At 61.4% G+C, this 25,057-nt stretch carries 20 protein-coding genes and 1 tRNA gene; 8 read left to right on the forward strand and 13 right to left on the reverse strand.

Annotated elements, in window-relative coordinates:
• Positions 1–10: 10 nt before the first annotated feature.
• Positions 11–397 (reverse strand): hypothetical protein, encoded by a 387-nt coding sequence (locus BJI47_RS14890; protein ID WP_088944432.1) that lies wholly within the window; start codon positions 395–397, stop codon positions 11–13.
• A 110-nt stretch (positions 398–507) separates the two neighbouring features.
• Between BJI47_RS14890 and BJI47_RS14895 the strand changes: the two genes are divergently transcribed.
• Positions 508–1,575: a TrkA family potassium uptake protein gene (locus BJI47_RS14895; RefSeq protein WP_088944651.1), complete on the forward strand. Its 1,068-nt coding sequence runs from the start codon at positions 508–510 to the stop codon at positions 1,573–1,575.
• 94 nt (positions 1,576–1,669) lie between these two features.
• Positions 1,670–2,572: an NAD(+) diphosphatase gene (nudC, locus tag BJI47_RS14900; RefSeq protein ID WP_088944433.1), complete on the forward strand. Its 903-nt coding sequence runs from the start codon at positions 1,670–1,672 to the stop codon at positions 2,570–2,572.
• A gap of 19 nt (positions 2,573–2,591) precedes the next feature.
• Here nudC and BJI47_RS14905 read toward each other — a convergent pair whose 3' ends face one another.
• Positions 2,592–2,849, reverse strand: a complete 258-nt coding sequence (locus tag BJI47_RS14905; RefSeq protein ID WP_088944653.1) for a mycoredoxin — start codon at positions 2,847–2,849, stop codon at positions 2,592–2,594.
• Between the two features lie 102 nt (positions 2,850–2,951).
• On the opposite strand from BJI47_RS14905, the gene BJI47_RS14910 reads away from it, so the two are divergent.
• A complete protein-coding gene (locus tag BJI47_RS14910) occupies positions 2,952–5,078 on the forward strand; it encodes an ATP-dependent DNA helicase UvrD2 (protein WP_088944652.1) in 2,127 nt (708 codons plus the stop codon).
• A gap of 655 nt (positions 5,079–5,733) precedes the next feature.
• The gene (locus BJI47_RS14920) at positions 5,734–6,039 is read left to right on the forward strand and encodes a WhiB family transcriptional regulator (protein ID WP_303393530.1); all 306 of its coding nucleotides are present in this window, start codon (positions 5,734–5,736) and stop codon (positions 6,037–6,039) included.
• A 35-nt stretch (positions 6,040–6,074) separates the two neighbouring features.
• On the opposite strand, the gene BJI47_RS14925 is transcribed toward BJI47_RS14920, so the two are convergent.
• From BJI47_RS14925 to BJI47_RS14935, 3 genes are all read right to left on the reverse strand, one after another.
• Entirely contained in the window at positions 6,075–7,409 is a 1,335-nt protein-coding gene (locus BJI47_RS14925) for an AarF/ABC1/UbiB kinase family protein (protein ID WP_088944435.1), read from the reverse strand.
• Between the two features lie 65 nt (positions 7,410–7,474).
• The gene (locus BJI47_RS14930) at positions 7,475–8,335 is read right to left on the reverse strand and encodes a hypothetical protein (protein WP_088944436.1); all 861 of its coding nucleotides are present in this window, start codon (positions 8,333–8,335) and stop codon (positions 7,475–7,477) included.
• Positions 8,336–8,496: 161 nt separating this feature from the next.
• On the reverse strand, positions 8,497–9,858 hold the full coding sequence (locus BJI47_RS14935) for a zinc-dependent metalloprotease (protein ID WP_088944437.1): 1,362 nt from the start codon (positions 9,856–9,858) through the stop codon (positions 8,497–8,499).
• Positions 9,859–9,999: 141 nt separating this feature from the next.
• Here BJI47_RS14935 and BJI47_RS14940 point away from each other — a divergent pair, with 141 nt between their 5' ends.
• Complete coding sequence (locus BJI47_RS14940) at positions 10,000–11,022, forward strand: PDZ domain-containing protein (RefSeq protein WP_088944438.1); 1,023 nt, start codon at positions 10,000–10,002, stop codon at positions 11,020–11,022.
• A gap of 39 nt (positions 11,023–11,061) precedes the next feature.
• On the opposite strand, the gene BJI47_RS14945 is transcribed toward BJI47_RS14940, so the two are convergent.
• Positions 11,062–11,667, reverse strand: coding sequence for a PPA1309 family protein (locus BJI47_RS14945; RefSeq protein ID WP_176224901.1), 606 nt, complete (start codon positions 11,665–11,667; stop codon positions 11,062–11,064).
• Positions 11,668–11,886: 219 nt separating this feature from the next.
• Here BJI47_RS14945 and BJI47_RS14950 point away from each other — a divergent pair, with 219 nt between their 5' ends.
• Positions 11,887–14,856: a UPF0182 family protein gene (locus tag BJI47_RS14950; protein ID WP_176224871.1), complete on the forward strand. Its 2,970-nt coding sequence runs from the start codon at positions 11,887–11,889 to the stop codon at positions 14,854–14,856.
• Between the two features lie 197 nt (positions 14,857–15,053).
• On the opposite strand, the gene BJI47_RS14955 is transcribed toward BJI47_RS14950, so the two are convergent.
• Positions 15,054–15,689 (reverse strand): transglycosylase family protein, encoded by a 636-nt coding sequence (locus tag BJI47_RS14955; RefSeq protein WP_088944440.1) that lies wholly within the window; start codon positions 15,687–15,689, stop codon positions 15,054–15,056.
• A gap of 551 nt (positions 15,690–16,240) precedes the next feature.
• Here BJI47_RS14955 and BJI47_RS14960 point away from each other — a divergent pair.
• Positions 16,241–16,314, forward strand: a tRNA-Met gene (locus tag BJI47_RS14960).
• Between the two features lie 87 nt (positions 16,315–16,401).
• Here the strand turns inward: BJI47_RS14960 and BJI47_RS14965 are convergent.
• The 6 genes from BJI47_RS14965 to hisN form a co-directional block, all read right to left on the reverse strand.
• On the reverse strand, positions 16,402–18,066 hold the full coding sequence (locus BJI47_RS14965) for an acyl-CoA synthetase (protein WP_088944656.1): 1,665 nt from the start codon (positions 18,064–18,066) through the stop codon (positions 16,402–16,404).
• A 190-nt stretch (positions 18,067–18,256) separates the two neighbouring features.
• Positions 18,257–19,537 carry an RNA polymerase sigma factor gene (locus BJI47_RS14970; RefSeq protein ID WP_088944441.1) on the reverse strand — a complete coding sequence of 427 codons (1,281 nt, stop codon included), beginning with the start codon at positions 19,535–19,537 and terminating at the stop codon, positions 18,257–18,259.
• A gap of 10 nt (positions 19,538–19,547) precedes the next feature.
• Positions 19,548–19,883, reverse strand: a complete 336-nt coding sequence (locus tag BJI47_RS14975; RefSeq protein WP_088944442.1) for a YciI family protein — start codon at positions 19,881–19,883, stop codon at positions 19,548–19,550.
• A 203-nt stretch (positions 19,884–20,086) separates the two neighbouring features.
• Positions 20,087–21,310: an acyl-CoA dehydrogenase family protein gene (locus tag BJI47_RS14980; RefSeq protein WP_088944443.1), complete on the reverse strand. Its 1,224-nt coding sequence runs from the start codon at positions 21,308–21,310 to the stop codon at positions 20,087–20,089.
• 41 nt (positions 21,311–21,351) lie between these two features.
• Positions 21,352–22,758 carry an acyl-CoA dehydrogenase family protein gene (locus BJI47_RS14985; protein WP_088944444.1) on the reverse strand — a complete coding sequence of 469 codons (1,407 nt, stop codon included), beginning with the start codon at positions 22,756–22,758 and terminating at the stop codon, positions 21,352–21,354.
• 148 nt (positions 22,759–22,906) lie between these two features.
• On the reverse strand, positions 22,907–23,689 hold the full coding sequence (hisN, locus tag BJI47_RS14990) for a histidinol-phosphatase (RefSeq protein WP_088944657.1): 783 nt from the start codon (positions 23,687–23,689) through the stop codon (positions 22,907–22,909).
• Positions 23,690–23,939: 250 nt separating this feature from the next.
• Here hisN and prfB point away from each other — a divergent pair, with 250 nt between their 5' ends.
• Positions 23,940–25,052, forward strand: a complete 1,113-nt coding sequence (gene prfB / locus BJI47_RS14995; RefSeq protein ID WP_088944445.1) for a peptide chain release factor 2 — start codon at positions 23,940–23,942, stop codon at positions 25,050–25,052.
• Positions 25,053–25,057: the final 5 nt, after the last annotated feature.

Genomic DNA, 25,057 nt, shown 5'->3' on the forward strand with positions numbered 1-25,057 from the left:
TCGAAGCGACCTAGGATGCGTTACGGCGTGCTTTCAGTGCTTGGGTCACCAACGGTATTTGAAGGGGAAGCCGGGCTATCAACGCAGCCTTGACTACGGGGGAGGTCTTCGGATTCTGGACATACCGTCGTGCAAGGTCGATGTTCGCGGGGAATACGGCCACGAAGAGCGCGGCGGCCAATGCGCCTCCGAGACGTCTGGTCCGCGGCACCGCGAGCGTCGCAGCGACGGCAAGTTCGGCCACCCCTGATACCTGGGTGTAGGTACGTGCTTTGCCCGGCAATGCAGCAGGAACCTGAATGTCGAAGTACTGGGGCGTGACGAAGTGGAGAACGCCCGCGCCGCCCAATATCACCGCAAGGCGGACTGCTGCAGCCTGGCTTTTGTGCTCGCTCATGCGTATACCGTGCCACACGGGTATCGGTGAAACTCTCGGCAGCGGTACTACTGAGCGCTCGAACAGGGTTACGCTGCCAGCCGTGGATGATATCGACATAGGTGGCCGACGTGGCAGGTAGGTTACGAGCGCGTTTGACCGCCGGGGACACGCTGACCGACAGACCCGACTTTGCACTCGTGGGCGTACTTCGCGTGCCCGAACTACAGAGCAGTCCGTGGCGCGCAATCTATCGACGCATTCTGGTCGCACTGGCAGTGTTGCTTTTCGCGGCGCTGATCGTATGGATCGACCGAGACGGCTACATAGACGCGCAGGGCGACGAACTCTCGTTTCTCGATTCCCTCTATTACGCAACCGTCTCGCTCTCCACGACCGGTTACGGCGATATCACCCCGATCACGCCGTCGGCGAGGCTGGTGAATATTCTCGTCCTTACGCCGCTACGAATCTTCTTCCTCATCTTGTTGGTCGGTACGACGCTCGCAGTACTCACCGAGCGCTCCCGGCAGGCATTCAAAATTCAGCGTTGGAGGCACAAAGTGCGCAATCACACCGTGGTCATCGGCTTCGGAACCAAGGGCCGCACTGCTGTGGACGCCATGCTGGGTGACGGTGTTCCTGCGTCGGAGATCGTCGTCGTCGACACCGACCCCGCTGTGCTGGAATCGGCGTCGAGCATGGGGTTGGTGACCGTGCACGGTTCGGCTACCAAGTCCGATGTTCTTCGGTTGACCGGTGCACAACATGCGGCAGCGATCATCGTCGCCACCAACCGGGACGATACCGCGGTCCTGGTGACGCTGACCGCGCGCGAGATCGCGCCCAAAGCGAAGATCGTCGCGGCGATCAGGGAAGCAGAGAACACTCACCTGCTGCGGCAATCCGGTGCAGACTCGGTGGTCGTGTCTTCCGAGACGGCCGGCCGACTGCTGGGAATCGCTACGACGACGCCGAACGTCGTGGAAATGATCGAGGATCTTCTGACTCCCGAGGCGGGCTTCGCCATCGCAGAACGCGAAGTCGAACGCGACGAGGTCGGGGGTTCTCCTCGCCATCTGAACGACATCGTTCTGGGGGTTGTCCGCGGCGGCAAGCTCTTCCGTGTCGGATCGCCCGAGGTCGATGCAGTCGAGGCGACCGACCGGTTGCTCTACATTCGTCGCGTCGGCGACTGACGACGGGATCGCGAGGAGGCGAGCCTGCGTTCGCCCGGCGTAGTCGCTCGAGTCCTACGGCAGGGTCCCACGCCTCCACGATAGTGTCGTCGTTGTGCCACGATTCGAACTTGCTCAACCTCCGCTTCTGTCACGGTCGCCGCTCGATCGCGCCGAGGAGTCGAGAAAAGATGCCGAAACTCTTCGGGCCGGCTGGCCGACCGCGAAAGTCGTGCAGATCGATCACCGAGGTCGGCTCCGGATCGACACATCGGGTCTGGTCTACACACCTGCTTCCGACGTCGCGGCCGAGCCTGCGCTGGATGCAGTCTTTCTCGGAGTTCGAGACGGTCACCATCTTTGGGCTCAGCGCGTAGGCGCACTGACCGGGGAGTTGGGGGATCTACGAACAATTGGAGAACGTCTCGACGAGACCGAGTTGTCGATTCTGACCACTGCGCTCGCCATCCTCAATTGGCACGCCAGAGCCAGCTTCAGCGCTATCGACGGGGCAGCGACCACGCCGTCGGCCGCAGGATGGTCGCGGACGAGCACATCCGATGGTCATGAGGAGTTTCCTCGCACGGACCCCGCGGTCATCTGTCTCGTTCACGACGGTGCCGACCGGGTCCTGCTCGCACGTGCACCGACGTGGCCGGAGCGAAGGTTCTCCATTTTGGCGGGATTCGTCGAGGCGGGGGAGTCCCTGGAAACATGTGTCGTACGCGAGATCGCCGAAGAAGTCGGCATCGCCGTGTCCGACATCACCTACCTGGGAAGTCAGCCATGGCCGTTTCCCCGGTCGGTGATGATCGGCTTCTCGGCAGTAGGCGACCCGGAAGTACCCTTGCAATTTCTGGACGGCGAAATAGTCGAGGCCCATTGGTTCGACCGCGAGGAAGTGCGAGCTGCGCTGAAGTTGGGGGACTGGGCAGCAGAATCCGATTCACGGCTGCTACTTCCCGGGTCCATCTCTATCGCACGCGGAATGCTCGAGGCATGGGCCGCCGCCGACTAGCGGTCTCGGCCCGGGCTCCTTACATCGACAAAGCGCTTTTCACTGCAGCGAGTGAGGGATTGGTTGCAGTGGTGCCGTCGGCGAACAACACGGTGGGGACGATGTGGTTGCCTCCGTTGACACTGCCCACGAACTCGGCCGACGCCGGATCTTTCTCGATGTCGATCTCTTTGTACTCGATACCGGCTTCGTCCAGTTGGGTCTTCAGCCTGCGGCAGTAGCCACACCACGTAGTGGAGTAGACGGTGAGTGCGGCCTGGTTTTCGGAAGTAGTCACGGGGAGACTCAACACCGTCCGGTGTGTGATTGTTCCATGGCAGCAGTCGGCCAGCCGGCGTCCGGAACCGCGCTCCAAGAACCGTCGGTGCCTCCTGACATGATGGTCGGCATGCCAGTGGACTCGATGATCGCCGGGTTGGATCCCGAACAGTCTGCTGCCGTGTCGGCGCCACGTGGTCCCGTGTGTGTGCTGGCGGGTGCAGGAACAGGTAAGACTCGGACCATCACCAGGCGGATTGCGCACCTGGTCTCGGCCGGGCACGTATCGGCGGGCCAGGTGCTTGCGGTGACCTTCACCGCACGCGCGGCAGGGGAGATGCGTGGCCGCCTCCGCGAGTTGGGTGTCGGTGGTGAAGGTCCACCGGTGCAAGCGAGGACCTTTCACGCTGCCGCGCTCAGGCAGCTCAAGTACTTCTGGCCGCAGGTTGTCGGTGACACCGGTTGGCAACTGCTCGATCGCAAGTTCGCACTGGTGAGCCAGTCCGCCCATCGTGCGGGTGTGTCGACGTCCACCGATTCGATCCGGGACCTGGCGGGTGAAATCGAATGGGCCAAAGGTTCGCTCGTTGCGCCCGAGGACTATCCCGCGGTAGCGGCACGCCTGCATCGAGAAGTTCCCATGGACGCGTCGAAGGTCGCATCGGTCTACGCGGGTTACGAGGACCTCAAGACTCATGGCGGCGACGGCATGTTGCTCGACTTCGACGATCTGCTGTTGCACACCGCGGCTGCTCTCGAGGAGCACTCCGCGGTCGCCGACGAATTCCGCGAGAGATACCGATGCTTCGTGGTGGACGAGTACCAGGACGTGACGCCGCTTCAGCAGCGAGTCCTCGACGCTTGGCTCGGAGAACGCGACGATCTCACCGTCGTCGGAGATGCGAATCAGACAATCTATTCCTTCACCGGTGCGACCCCGCGATACCTCCTCGACTTCTCCCGACGTTTTCCCGACGCCACAGTCGTCCGACTCGAGCGCGACTACCGTTCGACACCCGAGGTCGTGTCGTTGGCCAACCGAGTCATCGGCGCAGCGCGAGGCCGCATCGCCGGCACCAGGTTGCAGTTGATCGGGCAGCGCCCGTCAGGGCCGGAACCAGAGTTTTTCGAATACGACGACGAGCCGGCCGAGGCCGACGGAGTCGCCCGCGCTGTGAAGAGGTTGATTGCTTCGGGTGTCGCACCTTCCGAAATCGCGGTGCTGTATCGGATCAACGCTCAGTCGGAGGTTCACGAGCAGGCATTGACGGAATTGAAGATCCCGTACCAGGTTCGAGGCGGCGAAGGATTTTTCAACAGACCGGAAGTGCGCCAAGGTCTTTCCGCTTTGCGGACGGCGTCGGGTCGAGACGATCTCCCGCTAGAGTCCAAGTCGGGTGAGGGTGTTCCCTCACTCGTGCGCGCCGTTCTCGCACCGCTCGGTCTGACCGCAACGGAACCAGCGGGTGCTCAGGCTCGTGAGAAGTGGGCCTCGCTCGGCGGTCTGGTTCAGGTGACCGAGGAACTGCTGGCGCAGGATCCCGACTTGGACCTCGATCGCCTCCTGGGCGAACTCGCGGCGCGTGCCGAGGCGCGACATCCACCGGTTGTACAGGGCGTCACCCTGGCTTCCCTGCACGCAGCGAAGGGGCTGGAGTGGGATGCAGTGTTTCTCGTCGGACTTGCCGACGGAACGCTTCCCATCTCGCACGCGCTGGGCAATGATCCGAGTTCGACCAATGATGCTGCTATCGAAGAGGAGAGGCGGCTCCTCTACGTCGGTGTCACGCGCGCGAGGGTGCATCTTCATCTGTCGTGGGCGTTGGCTCGCAACGAGGGCGGGCGGAAGTCGCGTCGCCGATCTCGCTTTCTCAACGGGTTGATTCCGGAGGACTCACCCGCGTCTCGGATTGCAGTACCGGCTACCAAGAAATCCGGTCCCAAGTGCCGTCTCTGTGGGAAGCCGTTGATCGGTTCCGCCGCAACGATGTTGGGTAGATGTGAAAGCCATCCGTCGGATGTCGATGTCGAACTTCTCGACGCGTTGAAGTCGTGGCGACTGGACAAGTCCCGCGAGTTGAAGGTGCCTGCATACGTTGTGTTCAGTGACACGACTTTGACGGCGATCGCAGAACAGCTTCCGCAGGACGATCGCGGTCTCGTCGCCATCCCCGGCATTGGCGCCAAGAAGCTGGAGCGGTTCGGTGAGGATGTGTTGACGGTGGTTCGTGATTCTTCGGCCAAGTGAATAGTGTCGCGGCCGCAAAACTGCAGGTAGAAAATAGCTTGTGCCGTTCGAAGCGTGGGGTTTAGTCTGTTTCCACCGCCCGTGGTAGACCGCGAGCGGGAAGAATGTTCACTTGGTGAACGAATCATCCGTTGATCGAAGAGGAGGTGGGAGAACTATGAAGAATCACATTTTTGTTGCTGACGACACGCAGGCTGCTCAGTCCGTGCCTCTGGCTCATGTTTCTGCCTACCTCGCCACAGCCGGAGCAACCATTGGTGCCGGTGCAACCCCGGCAGGGATTGACACGATGACCGCGAACTGGACAACCCAGTCCTGCGGCGCAGCACTACGTCCCGCAGGCGCAGCAGCTTTTCATCGCCGAGCACAGAGTATGTCCGTGATCGAAAGTCGATATCGAGGGAAGCCTCGATAGGAACGCTTCGAGAATCGCCTCCAAAAGGCCACGGACCCGCTCATGCGGACCGTGGCCATTTTTGTTCGAGAAGACCCCCTCCTGACTCGAACGTTCGGCCCAGGGTTCGCACAGAAGTCGCAGAACCACACATACGCCGTACGACAAGTAGAGGAGACTGACGTGTCTACCGTCATAACCCGGACGACATGCCGATACGAGGTCGAGAGTTCGACCGATTCACATTCGAGCGCAGCACGCATCGCTGCGTCGCCGCAGGCTGTAGCGATATCGACCGACAATGGCATCATCTTCGGAGTCGAAGTACCCTGTCGGGCAGACGATCCCGACTTGTGGTTCGCGGAGAGTCCGCATGAACTGGAGCGAGCGAAAGAGCTGTGCGTCGAGTGCCCCATCCGCCGTATGTGCTTGAGCGCCGCACTCGATCGCGCCGAGCCGTGGGGTGTGTGGGGCGGCGAGATACTCGATCAGGGTGTCGTCATCGCCCGCAAACGTCCGCGTGGTCGGCCTCGGAAAGACAGGAGCAACCAGCTGGAGGTTGCGTGAGATCGGTATGTGATGCCCGGCGTGCGCCGGTCCGATCAGCCTTCGCTCGACCGAGCGTCGTCGTCGGTGAAGCCGGGCATCCATTCGGTCAAGATCGACATGTAGGGCGCGTATGCGTCCAATTGTGCACAGATACCGACCAGGCCACCGAGAACGCGGAAGATCATGACGTATTCGGCGGGCATATTCAGTGCGCGAACAGTTTTGAGCTGGGCGCTGTCGAATTCAGCTGCGGAACCAGCTGCCCTCTGAAGCCATGCGCGCGTGAAGTGGAATGTGTCTGTGCGAATCGGATCCGTGAACGGCCGTAGATAGTCCGATATTTCCGTCGCAGTCACAGTGCGCCCGGGAATGACGAATCCATTATCGGTACACAGTTCGACCAACTCGTCGAATCGTTCCTCGCGTGCTAACCGAACCATCCTGCCCAGCACCGGCGGCAAGCCGTTCGGCATCGGTGCGGTCGCGCCGAAGTCGATGACGCCGAGTCGGCCGTCGGGCAGCATCATGAAGTTTCCGGGGTGTGGATCGGCGTGCAGCAGATCTGCCCTTGCCGGAGCCGCAAAAGCAAACAAAGCCAGCAGAGCTCCCGCGTGGTTGCGTTGTTCTACCGTTCCGCTCGCGATGATGGTAGCCAGCGGTGTACCGCTCATCCACTCGCTGACCAGAACCTTCGGCGCACTGGCGACGACCCGGGGCACCGCGAATTGTGGGTCGCCGTCGAACTCTTGCGCGAAAGCCCGCTGGTTGGTCGCCTCGATACGGTAGTCGAGTTCGTCCTCGGTCCGAGCTATCAATTCTTCGAGCACCGGTTTGACGTCTGCGCCGGTGAAAATGGCGCTGAATGTATTGGCAAAACGCGACAACGTCTTCAGGTCCGCACGCAAAGCGTCGTCTGCGCCTGGGTACTGCACCTTGACCGCGACGTCTCGTCCATCCGCCCACACCGCGCGGTGAACCTGACCGATGCTCGCCGACGCCACCGGAGTGTCGTCGAAAGAAATAAATCGGGACCGCCACGTGGTGCCGAGCTGCCGGTCGAGCATCCGATGCACTTTGTCTGCTGGCAGGGGCGGTGCATCCGCTTGGAGCTTGGTGAGCGCCTCGCGATACGGCTCAGCGAACTCCTCCGGGACGGCGGCTTCCATCACGCTGAGTGCCTGCCCGAACTTCATTGCGCCACCTTTGAGTTCGCCGAGCACCGAGAAGAGTTGCTCGGCTGCTTTGGCAGCAAGCGCGCTGTCGATTTCCTGGCGATTGCCGCCGGCAAGCTTCTTCCCGAAGCCCAACGCAGCCCGCCCGGCGATACCGATCGGAATTCGTGCGAGCTTGGCAGTTCGGGCTGAGCCGCGGCGAGGAATGTCTGACACACACCCATCATGGCTGAACGAAGAACTTCTTGCCCACCTGGCAGGTGAGAGCACACATGTGACTGCTATACGAGGGCGCAGTCGCATCCTGGATGCCGAATCCAGTGGCGGGAGTCCATGGTGTGCGCCACGAGATCGAGCTCGAGCGACATGTCCCGCAATGCGACGTCATGTCCGGCGACGAATGCTTCGATCTGGGCGAGGGCGACGGCAGCGGTTGCCAGAACGGTGGGCTTGGTGGCGTCACCGACACGGCCGAGGAGTTGAGCCGACACGTGCGGCCACTGTGGATCCAAGCTGCACCGAATCAACTCCGCGCACCGAAGGCAACTGGTGTTGCCAGGATCGACGAACGGACCCACGATTCCCTTTCCATCGCGAATTCGAACCTGAAGGTGTGGAGTGCGTGAACGTACGAGCGAAGTGATCACGCGTGGATCGGGCGCCATATCGTCGGCGAGCACGGCGATGTCACAGGGCCATCCGGCGTCGTCCAGTTTCAGTAGTTGTGCGGGCGCGACACTCGAGCGCACTACGACGAGGACGGAGGAGGGGGTCAGACCGGCGGCCAAGGCATCCGACAGCGGGCCTCGTCCGAGTATGTGGACGGTCATCACATTGCTTTCAGCTCCGTCCGTCGACGGAAGGACTCCCTCGCTCAACAGTCCGGCTTCGTCGAGTTCGGCGAGGAGAGTGGACATCGAGTTGCCGGTCAACCCCACGGTGCACCCGAACCACACCACGTGCGCACGAGAATGGGCGCCGTCGAGCTGGCCGAGGATATCGAGCAGCACCTTCGGTTCGACCCCGGGCGGGGGAGTGAGAATGAACGACCGGTCGGGATCCCACCCGACACGAACGGCCCCGTCCCGTTGTACGAACGCCGATACACGAAGCTTCGGTCGACGGATCGCTGATGTGCTCATGAATCGAAACGATGACAGGCGACACGGTCCCACTACGTCGCGAACTGTCGGTTATCCACAGGCCTCGAACGTAGCTGAACAGCGGATAGAGATAAAAAACTGGGTGGACCGAAGATTCTCGACCCACCCAGTTCCCAGCCGCGGTTTCCCGGCTTGTACTTCTAGGAGGACTTGTCGCCGTCCTTCTTTTCACGTTCGGATCGTTCCTGAGCCTCGGTGGCTTCGAGTTGCGCAATCGGGTCGTCGAAACTGCTCGATCCGCCGCCCACGACGCCGTCGATGAACCCGGCGGGGTCGTCGAGATCTGCCGATACGGGCAGCAGATCGGGGTGAGACCACACACCGTCGCGTCCGTCGATACCGACCGCGGCGGTAAGTCGACGCCACAGCTCGCTCGCCTCGCGAACCTTGCGGGGGCGCAACTCGAGACCGACCAACGTTGCGAAGGTTTGTTCCGCCGGTCCACCGGATGCGCGACGACGTCGAATGGTCTCGCCGAGCGCACCCGCGCCCGGAAGCCTCTCGCCGAGAGCTTCACCTACGACGGTCTCGACCCAGCCCTCGACGAGCGCCAGCATGGTCTCGAGGCGTTCGAGGGCGTGCTTCTGCTCAGGCGTCGTCTGGGGCTCGAACGCGCCTTGCTGCAGAATCTCTTCGATCTTCGACGGATCGGTGAGGGATGCGGGGTCGAGGCCTGCCGCTGCCTCCTCGATTGCCGAAAAGTCCATTCGAATGCCCCGGGCATACTCTTCCACCGTGGCAAGCACGCGCTGTCGTAACCACGGAATATGGCTGTACAGCCGGTGATGCGCAGCCTCTCGGGCAGCCAGGAACACGAGAACTTCGCGTTCGGGTTGTTCAAGACCTTCGGAGAACGTCGCGATGGCCTCCGGCAACAGCGCTCCGACCCCGCTCGGTCCGAGGGGAAGACCGATATCGGTAGAGGTCAGTACTTCTTTGGAGAGCTGGCCGAGAGCCTGACCTAGTTGAGACCCGAATGCCATCCCACCCATTTGAGACAGCATGCCCATCATCGGCCCGGCCGCCTGCTGAGCATCGGCCGGAAGACCGGAAGTCCACATTCCGGAGATCTGCTCCGCGACTGGATCGCACAACCGTTTCCAGGTTTCGATGGTGTTGTCGAGCCAGTCTCCCGGAGTCCACGCAAGTGTCTTGCTCGCCCCGGCAGGCAGCGTCGTAGCGCCGTCGAGCCAGAGTTCGGCGAGGTGTGCGGCGTCCGCCACAGCCTCGGATTTGCCTGCAGTCACCGAAGTGATCGTGCCGATCTGCTGACGAGCGAGTTGGACAGCCAGGTCGTAGTTCACCGGCCCCGCGGTCGCGCCTCCCTGTCCTTGGGTGCCCATCCCGCTCAGCATCTGCCCGAACTGGGTAAGCATCTGGCCCAGGGCCGCGGGGTCGAAACCCTCACTGCCGAATCCGAAGCCACCGGGCGTGCTGTTTCCGCCCGGATCCTTCTTCTTGTCCGGATCCTCGTCGGAGCTCTCGAAACCAAAATTGCTCATGGGTCAACGGTACAAGGCTGCAGCGCTCGAGGGTATCAACGGTGATCACGCTGTCGGCGAACACACGCACTGGCTCGCCGATAATGCGGAAAGGAGGGGTCTTGCACCGGTCGTCGTTCGATCGGTTCTACTGTTTGTCGGGTGAATCGTAGGATCGCTACTCTGGTCGCCGCACTCGTGCCCGTTGTCGTACTCGGCGTCGCGGGAACTGTCGTCACCGTTCCGTTCGCCGCGCTCGGCCCGGGGCCCACCTACAACACCCTCGGTGATGCAGACGGGGTGCCCGTAGTGGAGATCGACGGCGTGGGCGTAGACCCCACTACCGGCCACCTGAACATGACCACCGTCGCGGTGCGTGATCAATTGAACATCTTCGAAGCGTTCGGCTATTGGGTGAGCGGACGGCAGGGACTGGTGCCGCGCGAAGAGGTGTATCCACCGGACAAGACGAAGGAAGAAGTTCAGCAGAGTAACGAGGCAGATTTCGAGCAGTCGGAGGCGAGCGCAGAACTCGCCGCGCTGCACCACCTCGGCTTTCCTGTGGTGCTTACGGTCGGATCGGTCGCAGCAGACGGGCCGGCGGCAGGGAAGCTGACCGAAGGTGAGGGCCTGATCTCGATCGATGGCGTTCCCGCCGAGACCGTCGCGGGGGTCCGTGAGGCCGTCAGTGCCCGAGCACCCGGTGCAGACGTCGAGATCGTCGTGTCGAACGTAGACGGCGAACGAACCGAATCCGTGACGCTGGGAGCTCGACCGGACGACCCGGAAAAGGGGTACCTCGGTGTCACACCGGCCGAGAAACCCGATGTCCCGTTCACCGTGAAATTCAACCTGGCGGACGTCGGCGGCCCCTCTGCCGGCCTGATGTTCAGTCTCGCAGTGGTCGACAAGCTCAGCCCCGGCGAACTGAGCAACGGTGACTTCGTGGCAGGCACCGGCACAATCGACGCAGCCGGGACGGTCGGACCGATCGGCGGAATCCCGTACAAGCTGATCGCGGCGAGGGAAGCCGGTGCGACGACGTTCCTGGTCCCGTCGAACAACTGCGAGGAGGCGAAACAGAACGTTCCCGACGGCCTCCAACTGATCAGGGTCGATTCGCTCGATGGCGCTATCGAGTCACTGCAGTCCATCGGCGACGGGGGAGTCGCACCTACCTGCTGAGTGAGTCCTCATCCACCCGGTCAGTCCTCGTAGACCCGGTCAGTCCTCTTCCACGTTGTCGAACGTCGAGTACAACGCGTGCACGATATTGGGTGCGAGGTTGTCGTAGAGGAGCAGTTCGATCGGGGCGAAGGGGTCGGCGTCGTCGTCCGGCTGCATCTGTAGCAGCGTCAACGTGGGGCCGTCCTTGATCACCGCGGCGATCAGTCGGCCATCCTTGCGATCGGGGTGGGTCCGAGCGGCGAGGCGCGCTGCCTCGTCTGCTGCGTCACTGTTTGCCAGCAACGGTACGAGTGCTTCGTCGAGCGCTGACTCGGCCGCGGGTGGCAGCACGACGATCTCCTGGACGAGTGCGCATCCGACGACTCCCTCCGGCCAGCTGGTCGTGGCGAGAAACTCGTCCAGTGCCGGCGAACCGCCCTTGATGTCATCGGGAAGAGAATGCTGCTGAATAGGAGTGAGCTTCGAACCGTCGGCCAATTCTTCCAGTAGTCCCGGCTCCGCAGCAGCCAGTACCGAGGTCGGGACCAGTGCGAAGAGTTGTGGTGGCTGCCCCCACCCTTCGGCGTCGACGAAATCTGCCACTTCGTGCGCGCATCGCGCTAGTGCGGCACCGAGTTCTTCGGGGTCGTTTTCATAGTCTATGCCGTCGCCGTACAGGTCGTCGCTGAAATCGCTCACGTGTTCATCCTCCCACCGAACAGAAAATGCACCTCGCAGGGCTACGAAAGAGTCGACGGGTGTGGGCAGGTCGGTGGGGTCTTCCGTACAGTGGTTCTCAAATCGGACATGGCGGCACACAATGTGTGCCGCCGAAGCCATCTGCGGTACAGATTCGTACCGCCCGAAGTTGGAGTGTGGCACGTGGGCATGAGGCCCCCCTCCGGACTGCCGTCGCTATCGCGACGGAGCCGAATTCTACTTGTCCTGGCTTTGGTCCTCGCAGCGTTGCTGCTGGTCGGCCCACGCCTTATCGATACCTACACCAACTGGTTGTGGTTCGACGAAGTCGGCTTCCGCCAGGTCTTCACGACGACAGTGCTGACTCGCTTGGTGATCTTTCTGGTTGTCGGATTGCTCGTCGGTGGCGTCGTATTTCTGTCGATATATTTTGCCTACCGGAATCGTCCCGTCTTCGTTCCCGTTGCTGGGCCGAACGATCCGATTGCTCGGTACCGCACGACCGTCATGAGCAGGCTCCGTCTGTTCGGCGTCGGAGTTCCCCTGATCTTCGGTCTCATCTCCGGTCTCATCGCGCAGACCAACTGGGTCACGGTCCAGTTGTTCCTACACGGCGGCGATTTCGGAGTTGCCGATCCGCAGTTCGGTCTCGATGTCGGCTTCTACTCGTTCGACCTTCCGTTCTACAGATTCATTCTGAACTGGTTGTTCGTCTCTACGCTCATCGCGTTCTTTGCGAACTTGGTGACGCAGTACATTTTCGGCGGCATTCGTCTGGCCGGCCGCGAGGGCGCTCTCACTCGGGCCGCACGTATTCAGTTGGCAGTCCTTGCCGGTTCGTTCGTTCTGTTCAAGGCAATTGCGTACTGGTTCGACCGATATTCGCTGCTGTCCAGTAGTCGGAAGGAACCGACGTTCACCGGTGCAGGCTTCACCGATATCAATGCTGTGCTCCCGGCCAAACTGATTCTGTTGGCCATTGCATTGATCTGTGCCGCAGCTTTCTTCGCGGCGATCTTCCTCCGCGATTTGCGTGTTCCAGCGCTCGCAACTGCGTTGCTGGTGCTGTCGTCGATCCTCGTCGGTGCAGTGTTCCCGCTCCTGATGGAGCAGTTCTCGGTCCGTCCCAACGCTGCAGTCAAAGAGCAGGCATACATCGAGAGAAATATCGCGGCTACCCGAGATGCCTACGGTATCGGGGACGACAACGTCGAGTATCAGGACTATTCGGGCGAAGGTTCGCAGTCTCCGCGGGAAAGCCCAGCGGACATCACCACTATTGCGAACACCCGTCTGCTCGATCCGAATGTTTTGTCGCGCACCTTCACTCAGCAGCAACAGCTGAAGAACTTCTTCGGGTTTCCGACATCGCTGGATGTCGATCGGTACGAGATCGACGGCCAGCTTCAGGATTACATCGTCGCTGCACGTGAGCTGTCGCCCGAGAGTCTTACAGGCAACCAGACTGACTGGATCAACCGGCACACGGTCTACACGCACGGAAACGGTTTCGTGGCAGCTCCAGCCAACCGCGTAAACAAAGCGGTACAGGATCCGACTGCAGAGGGGTCCAACAGCAACAGCGGCTACCCGATCTACACCGTCAGTGACATTGCTTCGCAGGGCACCGATCAGGTCATTCCAGTGGATCAGCCCCGCATCTACTACGGCGAGGTCATTGCACAAGCCGATCCCGATTACGCCATCGTCGGTACCGGCGGTTCGAGCGGAGATCGCGAGTACGACACCGATACTTCTCGCTACACCTATTCCGGTGCGGGCGGCGTCCCAATCGGTAACTGGTTCAACAGGTTGGCCTTCGCAGCCAAGTACGCCGAGCGCAACATCCTGTTCTCGGGCGCTATCGGCGACGATTCCAAGATTCTGTTCAATCGTGATCCCCGCGAGCGTGTTCAGAAGGCCGCTCCTTGGCTGACCACGGACAGCGACTCCTACCCAGCTGTTGTGGACGGGAAGATCGTTTGGATAGTCGACGGCTACACCACGTTGGAGAACTATCCTTACGCGCAGCGTGCGTCGTTGGACGGTCTCACCGCGGACAGCGTGGAACCGACGACAGGTCGGCCGCTTCCGAAGAAAGAAGTTTCCTACATTCGGAACTCCGTCAAGGCGACGGTGGATGCCTACGACGGCACGGTCACCTTGTATCAGGTGGACGACAAGGATCCGGTGCTCGACGCATGGATGGGCGTATTCCCCGACTCGGTCCAGCCGGAGTCGTCAATCCCCGCCGATCTTCGGTCGCACTTCCGGTACCCGGAGGATCTGTTCAAGGTTCAGCGCGAAATGCTCGCCAAGTACCACGTCGATGATCCGAACGAGTTCTTCACCAACAACGCGTTCTGGTCGGTTCCGAGTGATCCGACCGTTGACGGCGGTACCGATCTCAATCAGCCTCCGTATTATGTACTGATCGGCGATCCCGAGACCGGCAAGCCCTCGTTCAGATTGACCAGTGCCATGGTCGGATTCGATCGGCAGTTGCTGTCGGCGTACATATCGGTGCGTTCCGATCCCGACAATTACGGCAAGTTCACGATTCTCCAATTGCCGACCAACACTCAGACGCAGGGTCCGCAGCAGGCGCAGAACTCGATGACATCGGACGCACGAGTTGCATCGGACAAAACGTTGTTGCAGCAGTCCAACAAGATCCAATACGGAAACCTGTTGACACTGCCGATTGCCGACGGCGGCATTCTGTACGTGGAACCGTTGTACACGGAGCGAAATACGGCTTCTACTTCGACATTCCCACAGCTGACCAGGGTTTTGGTGAGCTACCGCGAACCGGGTTCGGGAGGTGGTGTGCGCGTCGGATACGCAGCGACGTTGTCGGAGGCACTCGACCAGGTTTTCGGGTCGGGTACAGGAACTGCGGCAACCGCACCCGGTGGTGCTCCCGAGAATCCTCAGCCCACCGTCGAGCCAGGTGCGACGACAGGGGCGACTCCGCCACCCGCCACTGCGCCACCGGCTCAGGGCCAGCCGAGTCAAGCTGCTGTGCAGCGATTGAACAGTGCGCTCACCGATGTGCGCACCGCTCAACAGAGCGGTGATCTCGGACGATTGGGAACTGCATTCGACGCACTTCAGCAAGCTATCGACGCGTATAACAACGGCGGCAGCTGACGGTGACTGCGAGTACCCGAACTACTGGGTACTCGCAGTCACCGGGTCACAGACAACATCGGTGACAGAGATCTGAAGACGAAGACCAACGCGAACGGCGCCGTCACTCATATGAGTGACGGCGCCGTTCGCGTTGTTGCGAAGCTATGTCGCGTCGATCAGCGCTGACGGATCAGCCATGCCGAACGGGCGATCGACTACCGGCCGATCGCGCTGAAGATCGGTGCGTTGGCTGCAACGAGCTGCTGGAACTGTGCGCTGACTCCGTACTGCTCGGCGAGCTTCGACGCGGTGTCGACGTACTGCTGTGCAACTGTGGTGGCCTGATCGACGTACTGCTGTGCGGTCGCCTGGTACTGAGGCGCAACAGGAAGTTCCGGTGTGACGACGGGCTCGACCGGGGCGATGTACTCGGCCGGTGCTGCTGGTGCTTCCTGGACGGGTGCTGCTGGTGCAGGCTCGACCTCGGCGGCGGGTGCCGGTGCCGAAACGCCGGTGGTCAGGTTCTGACCGCAGACCGGCCAAGCTCCGGGTCCCTGGCTTTGCAGGGTGTTCTCCGCTACGCGGATCTGCTCGGCCTTGGATGCGTTCTGGGGTGATCCGCTGCCACCGTTGGCGGTCCAGGTGCTCTGCGAGAACTGCAGGCCACCGTAGTAGCCGTTGCCGGTGTTGGTGTTCCAGTTGCCGCCGCTCTCGCACGCCGCGACACCGTCCCAGTTGTGCTCTGCAGCGTTCGCAGTGCCCATCGAGAGGCCGAGGGGGATTGCTACGACTGCGCCGGTGACGGTCGCCCATCCGAGTGCACGCTTGCCGAAATTGGTTCCATTGGACATGTGGGGAAAATCCTCTCCGCGCATGCTGACGCAACCGGCCGTACTGGACTTCGCGAGTGTTACGTGTCCAAGGCGCTGTGTACGAGTAACTCGCACATGTTGCGGCTCTGCCCCCGTTCGTATTCGGGGATCCATCCCCCGCGGGGCAGAGCAACGCTAGCGGCGGGGGTGGTACTGGCCCTGTGTTTTAGGACCGAGAGCGAAGGTAGTCGAGGATTTTCGTGACGTCACACTAAGAATTTCCTGTACGACCGTCCACCTGTTGGGATGAATCACGGCGTTTCCGCTGCTGGGGAGCGGTCGGGACCATTTCGTATCCACATCGTTACGTGCTCGTTATGTGCTATACATCACGTAGTTTGAGTGACTCAGAGCACCGTATTCGGTCTACTGAACCGGCGTGTCCAACAAGTTTCGGACTCATTGTGTTGGATAAATGCCGTGAAGGGACCGCGTCCGGTTTTCTCGTAGTGCCGAGAGTCCAGGTCTCGCTTCACCGGTAGAAGCGATTTGCTTTCGTTCCAGATGGTCCGGTAACTTAGGTCCTACATCGCGGGGTGGAGCAGCTCGGTAGCTCGCTGGGCTCATAACCCAGAGGTCGCAGGTTCAAATCCTGTCCCCGCTACTAAGAACTAAAGCCGGTACCCACTACGGGTACCGGCTTTAGTTCTTTTTAAACTCAGTTCAGTCCGTTCGGCATCTGGTCGATCCGTTACCAGGTCTTCTCGGTCCGTAGATCGTTCACGCCGGCAACCGGGCCGGCATGCTCCGTCAGAGCCCGCCGCAGGATTTTGCCGGTAGCGTTTCTGGGCAACTCGTCGAGGAACACGATTTCGCGTGGAACCTTGTACCGAGCCAGGTTCGACTTCACGTAGCTCACAATCTCGTCTGCATTTCGCGTCGAGTCGTCCGTTGGGACGATGAAGGCCTTGAGGCGATGTCCGAAATCCGGATCAGCGACTCCGATCACCGCGGCCTCGACGACATCCGGACGTTCGGCAAGCAAGTTCTCCACTTCCAGTGGGTAGACGTTCTCACCGCCCGAGACGATCATGTCGTCGTCGCGTCCGTCGACGAACAGCAGGCCATTCTCGTCGAAGTGTCCGACGTCACCGGTCGACAGCATTCCGTCGATCCGCTCCTTGTCACGTCCATCGGTGTAGCCGGAAAAGCTCAGTCCGCTCGAGACGAAGATCCGGCCGACTGCTCCGACGTCGGTCACGCGTCGTCCGTCGTTGTCGAACAGTTCGACGTGGCACGTAACGGGTGGCCGACCCGCAGTGCCGGGTGCCACCGCAAGATCCTCGGGTGTTGCGACGGTGGCAACTGCGACCTCGGTGGATCCGTAAAGATTATGCAGAACGTGCCCGAACGCCTCGGTCGTACGACGGCTCAAGTCGGGTGAGATGGCCGATCCTGCTGCGAAAACTATTCGTAGAGAGGATGTGTCGTACTTCGCGAGTACAGCGGGCGGGAGATCGACAATCCGTTGCAGCATCGTCGGAACCAACACCAAGGAGTCCGCGGAATGACGGGCGACCAGCGCGAGAGTGTTTTCTGGATCGAATTTCCGATGCATCACCACGGTGTTGCACAGTGCCAGAGCCAGTGCGAATTGTGAGACGCCGGTTCCGTGGAAAGCAGGAGCTGCCATCACCATCGTCTGTCCGCGGCGCAGTGGAACCCGATCCAGGAACTGCGCCGACGCCAACGGGGACGTGTGATTTCGGGGAGCGCCTTTCGGCGTTCCGGTCGTGCCACTTGTCAGTAGAACGAACCCTCCTTGCGCCGTCGGTGCCGGGACAGGCAAGGTGGTTTGTCCTTTCGCCACGTCGGCTAGGGTGGCGATTGCGGGATTCGGCGAGTCGGACCAGCTTAGAAAAGCCTTCACCTCGGGTGCGAGAACGGCCGCGACAGGGGCGAACTCCTCGTCGTACACGAAGGTGCCGACCTGCTCGCGGACTGCGACGTCGGCCAATTGCGGGGGAGCGAAACCGGTGTTCATCATCACGAGCCGGATGCCTCCTTTCGCAGCGGCCAGCATGGTGAGCACGAGCCCCCGGTGATTGCGGGCCATGACGCCCATGACGGATCCCGCTCCGACGCCTGCATTCATCCAACCTCGGACGAGCGCGTTGGACTGCTGCTCGAGGTCGATGTACGACATCGACCCCATCTCGTCGACGAGAGCGGTTGTGGTGACGCCCGCCGCGGCGTGCGCGTGGACCGGACCGGCGAAGGGTCCGTACTTACCTACTGCACGGATCGATGCGATTCCTCGATCCAGTCGCGGAAACGGTATGAGTCCCGCTCGATTCATGACGCGTACTGCACCGGCTCCTTCGATAATGTGTGACAGCGTGCGGTGTCGAACCATGCTGTGTTTGACCGACATGATCATCCCCTCGAGATCGTGCGTCGTGCCGAAACTGCTTCGCTTGCAGGTGGGTCGAAGACCGTGGACCAGCACCCTGCGGTCTTGATCATAGTGTGATTCAGTTCACTCCGGGGTGAAAGCGTCAATCCTGGAGTCGCACTGGTGTTCGATTCAGGGATGCGGACAAGTGTCAGAATCCAGGGGTGTCTTCCGGAGTCGGCGCGTTGCGATAGCACGCGGCCAGTCTGCGCTGGACAAATCTCTGCTCGGGTTCGGAGCCGGCGAGGCCGAGTGCGCGTTCGAACCATCGAGCAGCTTCCGACCAGCGTTCGAGCCGTGCGAGGAGATCCGCTCGGGCGGCAGGATATGGATAGTAGTTCTGTAGCAAGGGCTCGGTGGACAACGTTTCCATCACTTCCAGGCCTGCGCTGGGACCCTCGGACATTGCGATAGCCGCCGCCCTGTTGAGAGAGACGATCGGCGACGGCGTGATCGTCGCCAGCACGCCGTACAACTCTGCGATCTGACGCCAATCCGTGCTCTCGGCATCGGTAGCTTCGTCGTGCAAGGCCGCAATGGCTGCTTGAACGCCGTACGGCCCAGGGGAGCCGCCGGTGAGAGCGAGTACCACCAATGTGCGCCCTTCGTCGATCATGTCGCGGTCCCATAACCGACGGTCCTGTTGTTCGAGCATCACCATCTCACCGTCTTTGCCTGCGCGTGCCGGATGCCGGGCGTGAGTGCAGAGCATGAGCGAGAGCAGCCCGGTAACTTCACGCTCGGCCGGAAGCAGGCCATGCAGAATCCGGCCGAGTCGTAGTGCTTCGTCGGCCAGATCTGTTCGGAGCAGGCTTTCGCCGGACGACGCTGCGTAGCCCTCGGTGAAGATCGAATACACGACCTGCAGAACTCCGGGCAACCGTTGCGCCATTTCATGTCGATCCGGGACGCGGAAAGGAATCCGTGCGACCCGGATTTTGTTCTTGGCCCTGGAGATTCGCTGTCCGGCCGTCGACGAAGGAATCAAAAAGGCGCGCGCAACCTCGGTTGTGGTCATTCCGACCAGACAGCGCAGTGTGAGAGCAATTCGATCGTCCGGTACCAGCGCGGGATGCGCACAGGTGAAGAAGAGTTGGAGACGCTCGTCGGGCAGACCGCCGTCGACGGGATCGGCGGACGGGGCCTGAAATGCGCGATCTTGCTCAAGCTGAAGTACGGCGAGTTTGGCGGCGTAGGTCTGATCGCGTCGAAGTCTGTCCACGGCCCGACGCCGGGCGGTGGTCAGTAGCCAAGCGCCGGGTCTCGAGGGGACGCCATCGACCGGCCATCGGCTCAAAGCGGCCTCCAGCGCATCGGAGGTAGCGTCTTCGGCCAAATCCAGATCGCCGAATCGCCCCACGAGCGTTGCCAGGAGTTGCCCATATTCTTCGCGGAACACCGCTTCGACGGAGAGTTCCGATCTTTGACTCATAGAGACAGTCTCAGAAGTCGGCGATCGGTCGTACGACTACCGAACCACCTCCGTGAGAACCCGGGCACCGTTCGGCCCAATCGAGCGCGGCGTCCAGATCCGGCACATCGATGACCTCGAACCCGCCCAATACCTCTCGCGTCTCCGCAAACGGCCCGTCCGTGATGCTGCGCTGCCCGGACGAGTCGACCTGCACTGTTGTCGCCGTCGTGAGATCTGCGAGGGCGTGGCCGGCAACCCACACGCCTGCATCCTGCATTTCCTTACCGAACTGCATCCAGTCCTCCACCGAGCAACCGTTGTCGAAATCCGCGCTCGGCGCGTTGATCAGCAGCATGTACTTCATGGTTCGTCTCCTTGTATCAGCGGTGCCTTGTTCGGCACGTTCGTTGTCTTACATGGTGACGACGAACGGCGTTCAACGATTTCGACACTGTGGCAGAAAATTTCCCGCCGCACATCTACCGACGATAGTTCTGCAGGGACGCAAAAAACCCGTGGTCGACTCGAGCCGACCACGGGTTTGTTCGGGAATGCTGTCTGAAACGACTACTTCAGCGTTGCCGACGTCTTTCCCAGCACGCGACGGGCGACGATCAATTGCTGAATCTGCTGCGTTCCTTCGAAGATGTCGAGGATCTTCGAGTCTCGGCTCCACTTTTCCAGGAGAAGTCGTTCCGAGTATCCAGATGTCCCGGCCAGCTCGACGGCTTTGAGCGTGATATCGGTTGCCGAACGGCCGGCTTTCGCTTTGGCCATCGAAGCTTGAAGCGAGTTCGGCTGCTTGTTGTCTGCCATCCAGGCTGCTCGGAGTGCGAGGAGGTGAGATGCCTCCCAGTCCGCTTCGAGTCGCAAGAACTCGGCTGCAGCGGCATGCTGGTTGTATGCCGGTGTGGTGTACGAGATATCGACACCGGCGTCGGTCAGAATCGACCGCAGCTCTTCCAGGGCAGCCCTGGCTACGCCGATCGCCATACCGGCTACGAGTGGTCGCGTGTTGTCGAACGTCTGCATGACGCCCGCGAACCCTTTGTCCACATCCACTTCTGGGTTTCCGAGGAGATTGTCCTTCGGAATCCGACAGTTTTCGAAGAGCAGCGCTGCTGTGTCGGAGGCTTTGATTCCGAGCTTGTGTTCGAGGCGGGCCACACTCAGCCCTGGGGCATCGCGCGGTACGACGAATGATTTGATCGCTGCGCGTCCCTTCGACTTGTCCACGGTCGCCCATACTACGATGTGGCTCGAGCGCTCACCAGCGGTCACGTAGATCTTCTCGCCGTTGAGAACCCACTCGTCGCCGTCGAGAACTGCGGTGGTGGTCACGGCTGCCGAGTCGGATCCGAAGCTTGGTTCGGTGATGGCCATGGAAGCCCATACCTTGCCGAATCGTTCGAGTTGCTCGTCGGTGGACACTGCGGCGATAGCCGAGTTGCCGAGTCCCTGATAGGGGATGGACAACGTCAATCCGACGTCGCCCCAGCAGGTCTCGATGACGTTGATCAGTGCGGACATGTTTCCGCCGTTGGCATTGGAGGTCTTGCTGGGCTTGGGTGCGGACTCGCTGTCTTTTTGCCGTCCACCTGCTGCGCCACCGATATCGTTGCCTGCGTCGGACATTCCCTCGATCATGGACGCCATGGTGTCGAGTTCGACCGGGTATTCGTGCTCGGCGAGGTCGTACTTGCGCGAGATCGGACGGAAGATCTCGGCCGCCACCTGGTGCGCTTGATTCGCCTGCACCCGAAGCTTTTTGGGTAGTTCGAGATTGATCATCGTGTATGTCCTTGGGTCATTTTCTTCAAGGTGGGCGCGAATCAGATGAGGACGATGCCCTCGGCAGTGCCGATGGCGCGAAGATCGCGGTACCAACGTTCTACCGGGTGCTCCTTGGTGAAGCCGTGCCCGCCGAGGAGTTGGACTCCGTCCGAACCGATTTGCATACCCTTTTCCGACGCGAGGCGACGTGCGAGAGCGGCTTCGCGGGCGAACGACAGTCCCTGCTCCGCACGCGACGCACCGCGGAGGGTGACCAACCGCATGCCGTCCAGCTCGATGGCGATATTGGCGACCATGAAAGCGACGGCCTGGCGATTGCTGATGGGTTCACCGAACGCCTCACGCTCGTTGACATACGGGATGACGTAGTCGAGAACTGCTTGGCTGGCACCGACTGCGAGGGAAGACCAGCCGAGGCGAGCAAGGCTGATGGCATCGGCGTAGTCGAGCGCATGCTGGTCCGAATCTCCGTCGCCGAGCAGTGCGGACTCCGGGAGGGCGACGTCGGTCAGGATCAACCGTCCGAGGCCTGCGGCCCGCAGGCCCATGCTCGGATCGGCTTCGACGACAAGGCCTTTGGAATCGGACTCGACGATGAAGAAGGCTGGGCGGCCCTCCAGTTCGGCGGCGACGATGAACAATTCGGAACTTGCGGCCGCGGGAACAAGGCTTTTGACGCCGTTGAGCTTGAAGCCGCTGGGCGAGCGAACTGCCTTGGTAGCCAAGGCGAATGGGTCGAACAAGGCGCGAGGCTCGTTGACGACGACGGCTGCATTGGGCACCTTGTCGCCGACGAATGCGGGAAGATAGGTTTTCTGCTGGGCGTCGGTGCCCCACTGGGTGAGTGCAACGGCAACTCCGCTGGGCGCCAGAATGGGCAGTGCCAGTCCCATGTCTCCGTGCGCCAATGCTTCGGCAACCAGGGAGTTGGTCACGGCACCGCGCTCGGAGGCCGCGCCGTCGAGCTCCTCCGGCACGTTGATCAACGTGATGCCGAGTTCGGCGGATCTGCGAACGAGGTCCTCTGGAGAGGATGCGGAGGCATCCGAATCGAATGCTGCGGGCCGCAGAATTTCCTCGGCGAATTCCCTGACGGTCTCGACGATCATGCGCTGCTCGTCGTCGGGAGTCAGGTCGAAGTATCCGAGGTTCTTGGTAGCTGAGTCGTCGAGGCGCTTCGGCTTCTCGTTACCGGTCGCCTTCGCGAACGTACGAGTTGCAGCACCGAGGGTCTTGAACCCGCTCTTGGTGCTCTCGTAGGTGACGCGGTCGATTGTTTGGCGGAGGTTGTACTTCTCTGCCAGCTCGGATCCGGTGATTGCCGTGAGCACGCGCATAGCGGTGCCGATGGCATCTCGTTTGAACGGATTGAGGCCAACCGCGGACGTGTCGCGAGGCGCTTTGCGCTTCGTTTCGGTCACACTGTCTTGCTTGCTCATGATCACCAGCTGTTTCTCGGTGTCGGGCTCGGACTCGGACTATCTTACTCCCGGGTAAGATAGCTGTCTACTCCTGAGTAAGTTGTTGGCGGTCGCCGCACGTCAGCGCCAGTGCGGCGGCATCCGAACACCGCAGCACCGTCGTCCTCATGTCTCAGCGCAGACGGCGAACGACCTCGTCCTGAAGAAGTCCGTTGGTCGCAACAGCACTGCCGCCGTGAGGACCCGGTCGGCCCTCGACCGAGGAGAACTTGCCACCGGCCTCGCGTACGAGAATGTCCAGCGGTGCCAGGTCCCACAACGAGACCTCCGGCTCGGCTGCAATATCCAGAGCGCCCTCTGCCACCAGGCAATAGGAGAAGAAGTCGCCGTAGCCGCGCACTCGCCACACATCATCAGTCAACGAGATGAACTCCTCGCGTACCCCACGCTCCAACCAGCCAGAGAGGCTGGCGAAGCTCAAACTGGCCGAAGACAGTTCCCGCACCGCCGAAACACCGAGTCGTCGGGGCGAGCCGTTGTCGAAGTCGGTGAACGCGCCTTCGGACTCCGAGGCCCACCACCTCCGGTTCAGTGCCGGTGCGCTGATGACGCCGACGACCGGGACGCCGTCGTTCAGCAGTGAGATGAGTGTTGCCCAGATCGGAACACCGCGAACGAAGTTCTTGGTGCCGTCGATAGGGTCGATCACCCACTGGCGTCCCTTCAGTGCCACATCACCGCCAAATTCTTCACCTAGCACTGCATCATCGGGGCGTTGCTCGGTCAGCACAGACCTGAGTTGATGTTCGACGGCCAGATCCGCGTCGCTGACCGGGGTCAGGTCCGGTTTGTCATCGACTTCGAGGTCCAGGGCGAGAAATCGATTCCGCGTGATGGAGTCGGCGTCGTCGGCCATGGCAAGCGCGAGTCGGAGGTCGGCAGCGTAATCGGTCACGCGAACAAGACTAAGGGTGTCGACGCAGTCCCCGTCACCCTCGTCAGTCGATGCCTTGGGAAAGTCCGGGGTCGTGCCGGACATAGCGATGCCGTCCGAATGATGGCGCGAAAGATTATGCTCGCAACTGCCGCGGGCCTGCTGGGGGCTCGATCGGGGTCGACTTCCGTCATGCCGAGTTCAGGCGCGGCACCGCCAGGATCGGGCGGCTGTCTCCGCGCCGTCGACGGTGCCGGTAACCTTGGCTCTCGTGCATCCTGACGTTTCCGCAGACCTAGCCGAACTCGACATCACCCTCACCACGATCGAGTCTGTCCTCGACGTCGAGGAGCTGCGCAGACGGATCAACGAGTTGGAGCATCAAGCTGTGTCGCCGGACCTGTGGAACGACCAGGACCACGCTCAGCAGGTGACCAGTGCGCTCTCGCACGCACAGGCGGAACTGCGCCGTGCGGAGGCGCTGCGACAACGGCTCGACGACCTCCCGGTTCTGTACGAACTGGCAGAGGGCGAAGAAGGTGAAGCCGAGGTGTCCGCGACGGCGGATGCCGACGCCGAGCGCGCCGCGTTGCGAGAAGACATTGCTGCCGCCGAAGTCCGGACGCTGCTGTCCGGTGAATACGACGAGCGTGAGGCGCTAGTCAACATTCGTTCCGGCGCCGGCGGAATCGACGCGGCCGACTGGGCCGAGATGCTCATGCGCATGTACATACGGTGGGCCGAAAAGCATGGATACGGTGTCGAGGTCTACGACACGTCGTACGCCGAAGAAGCGGGCATCAAGAGTGCGACGTTCGCGATCAAGGGCCCATATACGTACGGCACGCTCTCGGTCGAGCAGGGAACGCACCGGCTGGTTCGAATCAGCCCGTTCGACAACCAGGGACGACGTCAAACTTCCTTCGCCGAGGTAGAGGTCCTGCCGGTAGTCGAGACCACCGACCACATCGAGATTCCCGAGAACGACATCCGTGTCGACGTCTACCGGTCCAGTGGTCCGGGTGGTCAGTCCGTCAACACCACCGACTCCGCCGTGCGATTGACGCATATTCCGACCGGCATCGTCGTGACGTGTCAGAACGAAAAGTCGCAGCTGCAGAACAAGGTGTCCGCGATGCGCGTGTTGCAAGCCAAACTCCTCGAGGTCAAGCGCAAAGAAGAGCGGGCCGAGATGGACGCGCTCAAGGGCGACGGCGGTAGCTCGTGGGGCAACCAGATGCGTTCCTACGTTCTGCATCCGTATCAGATGGTGAAGGATCTGCGCACCGAGTACGAGGTGAACAATCCCTCCACAGTGCTCGACGGCGACATCGACGGTTTCCTGGAAGCCGGCATTCGCTGGCGTATGCGGGGGGAGGAGTAGACCTA

Origin of the sequence: Rhodococcus sp. 1168 (assembly GCF_002091955.1) — a bacterium.
Classification (GTDB): Bacteria; Actinomycetota; Actinomycetes; order Mycobacteriales; family Mycobacteriaceae; genus Rhodococcoides.

Bases quoted from the DNA above. Each gene is read 5' to 3' on its own strand.
- BJI47_RS14910 (WP_088944652.1), top strand. From the start codon at position 2,952: ATGGTCGGCATGCCAGTGGACTCGATGATCGCCGGGTTGGATCCCGAA.
- BJI47_RS14975 (WP_088944442.1), bottom strand. From the start codon at position 19,883: ATGAAGTACATGCTGCTGATCAACGCGCCGAGCGCGGATTTCGACAAC.
- BJI47_RS14930 (WP_088944436.1), bottom strand. From the start codon at position 8,335: ATGAGCACATCAGCGATCCGTCGACCGAAGCTTCGTGTATCGGCGTTC.
- BJI47_RS14890 (WP_088944432.1), bottom strand. From the start codon at position 397: ATGAGCGAGCACAAAAGCCAGGCTGCAGCAGTCCGCCTTGCGGTGATA.
- BJI47_RS14970 (WP_088944441.1), bottom strand. From the start codon at position 19,537: ATGAGTCAAAGATCGGAACTCTCCGTCGAAGCGGTGTTCCGCGAAGAA.
- BJI47_RS14955 (WP_088944440.1), bottom strand. From the start codon at position 15,689: ATGTCCAATGGAACCAATTTCGGCAAGCGTGCACTCGGATGGGCGACC.
- BJI47_RS14935 (WP_088944437.1), bottom strand. From the start codon at position 9,858: ATGAGCAATTTTGGTTTCGAGAGCTCCGACGAGGATCCGGACAAGAAG.
- BJI47_RS14965 (WP_088944656.1), bottom strand. From the start codon at position 18,066: ATGGTTCGACACCGCACGCTGTCACACATTATCGAAGGAGCCGGTGCA.
- BJI47_RS14980 (WP_088944443.1), bottom strand. From the start codon at position 21,310: ATGATCAATCTCGAACTACCCAAAAAGCTTCGGGTGCAGGCGAATCAA.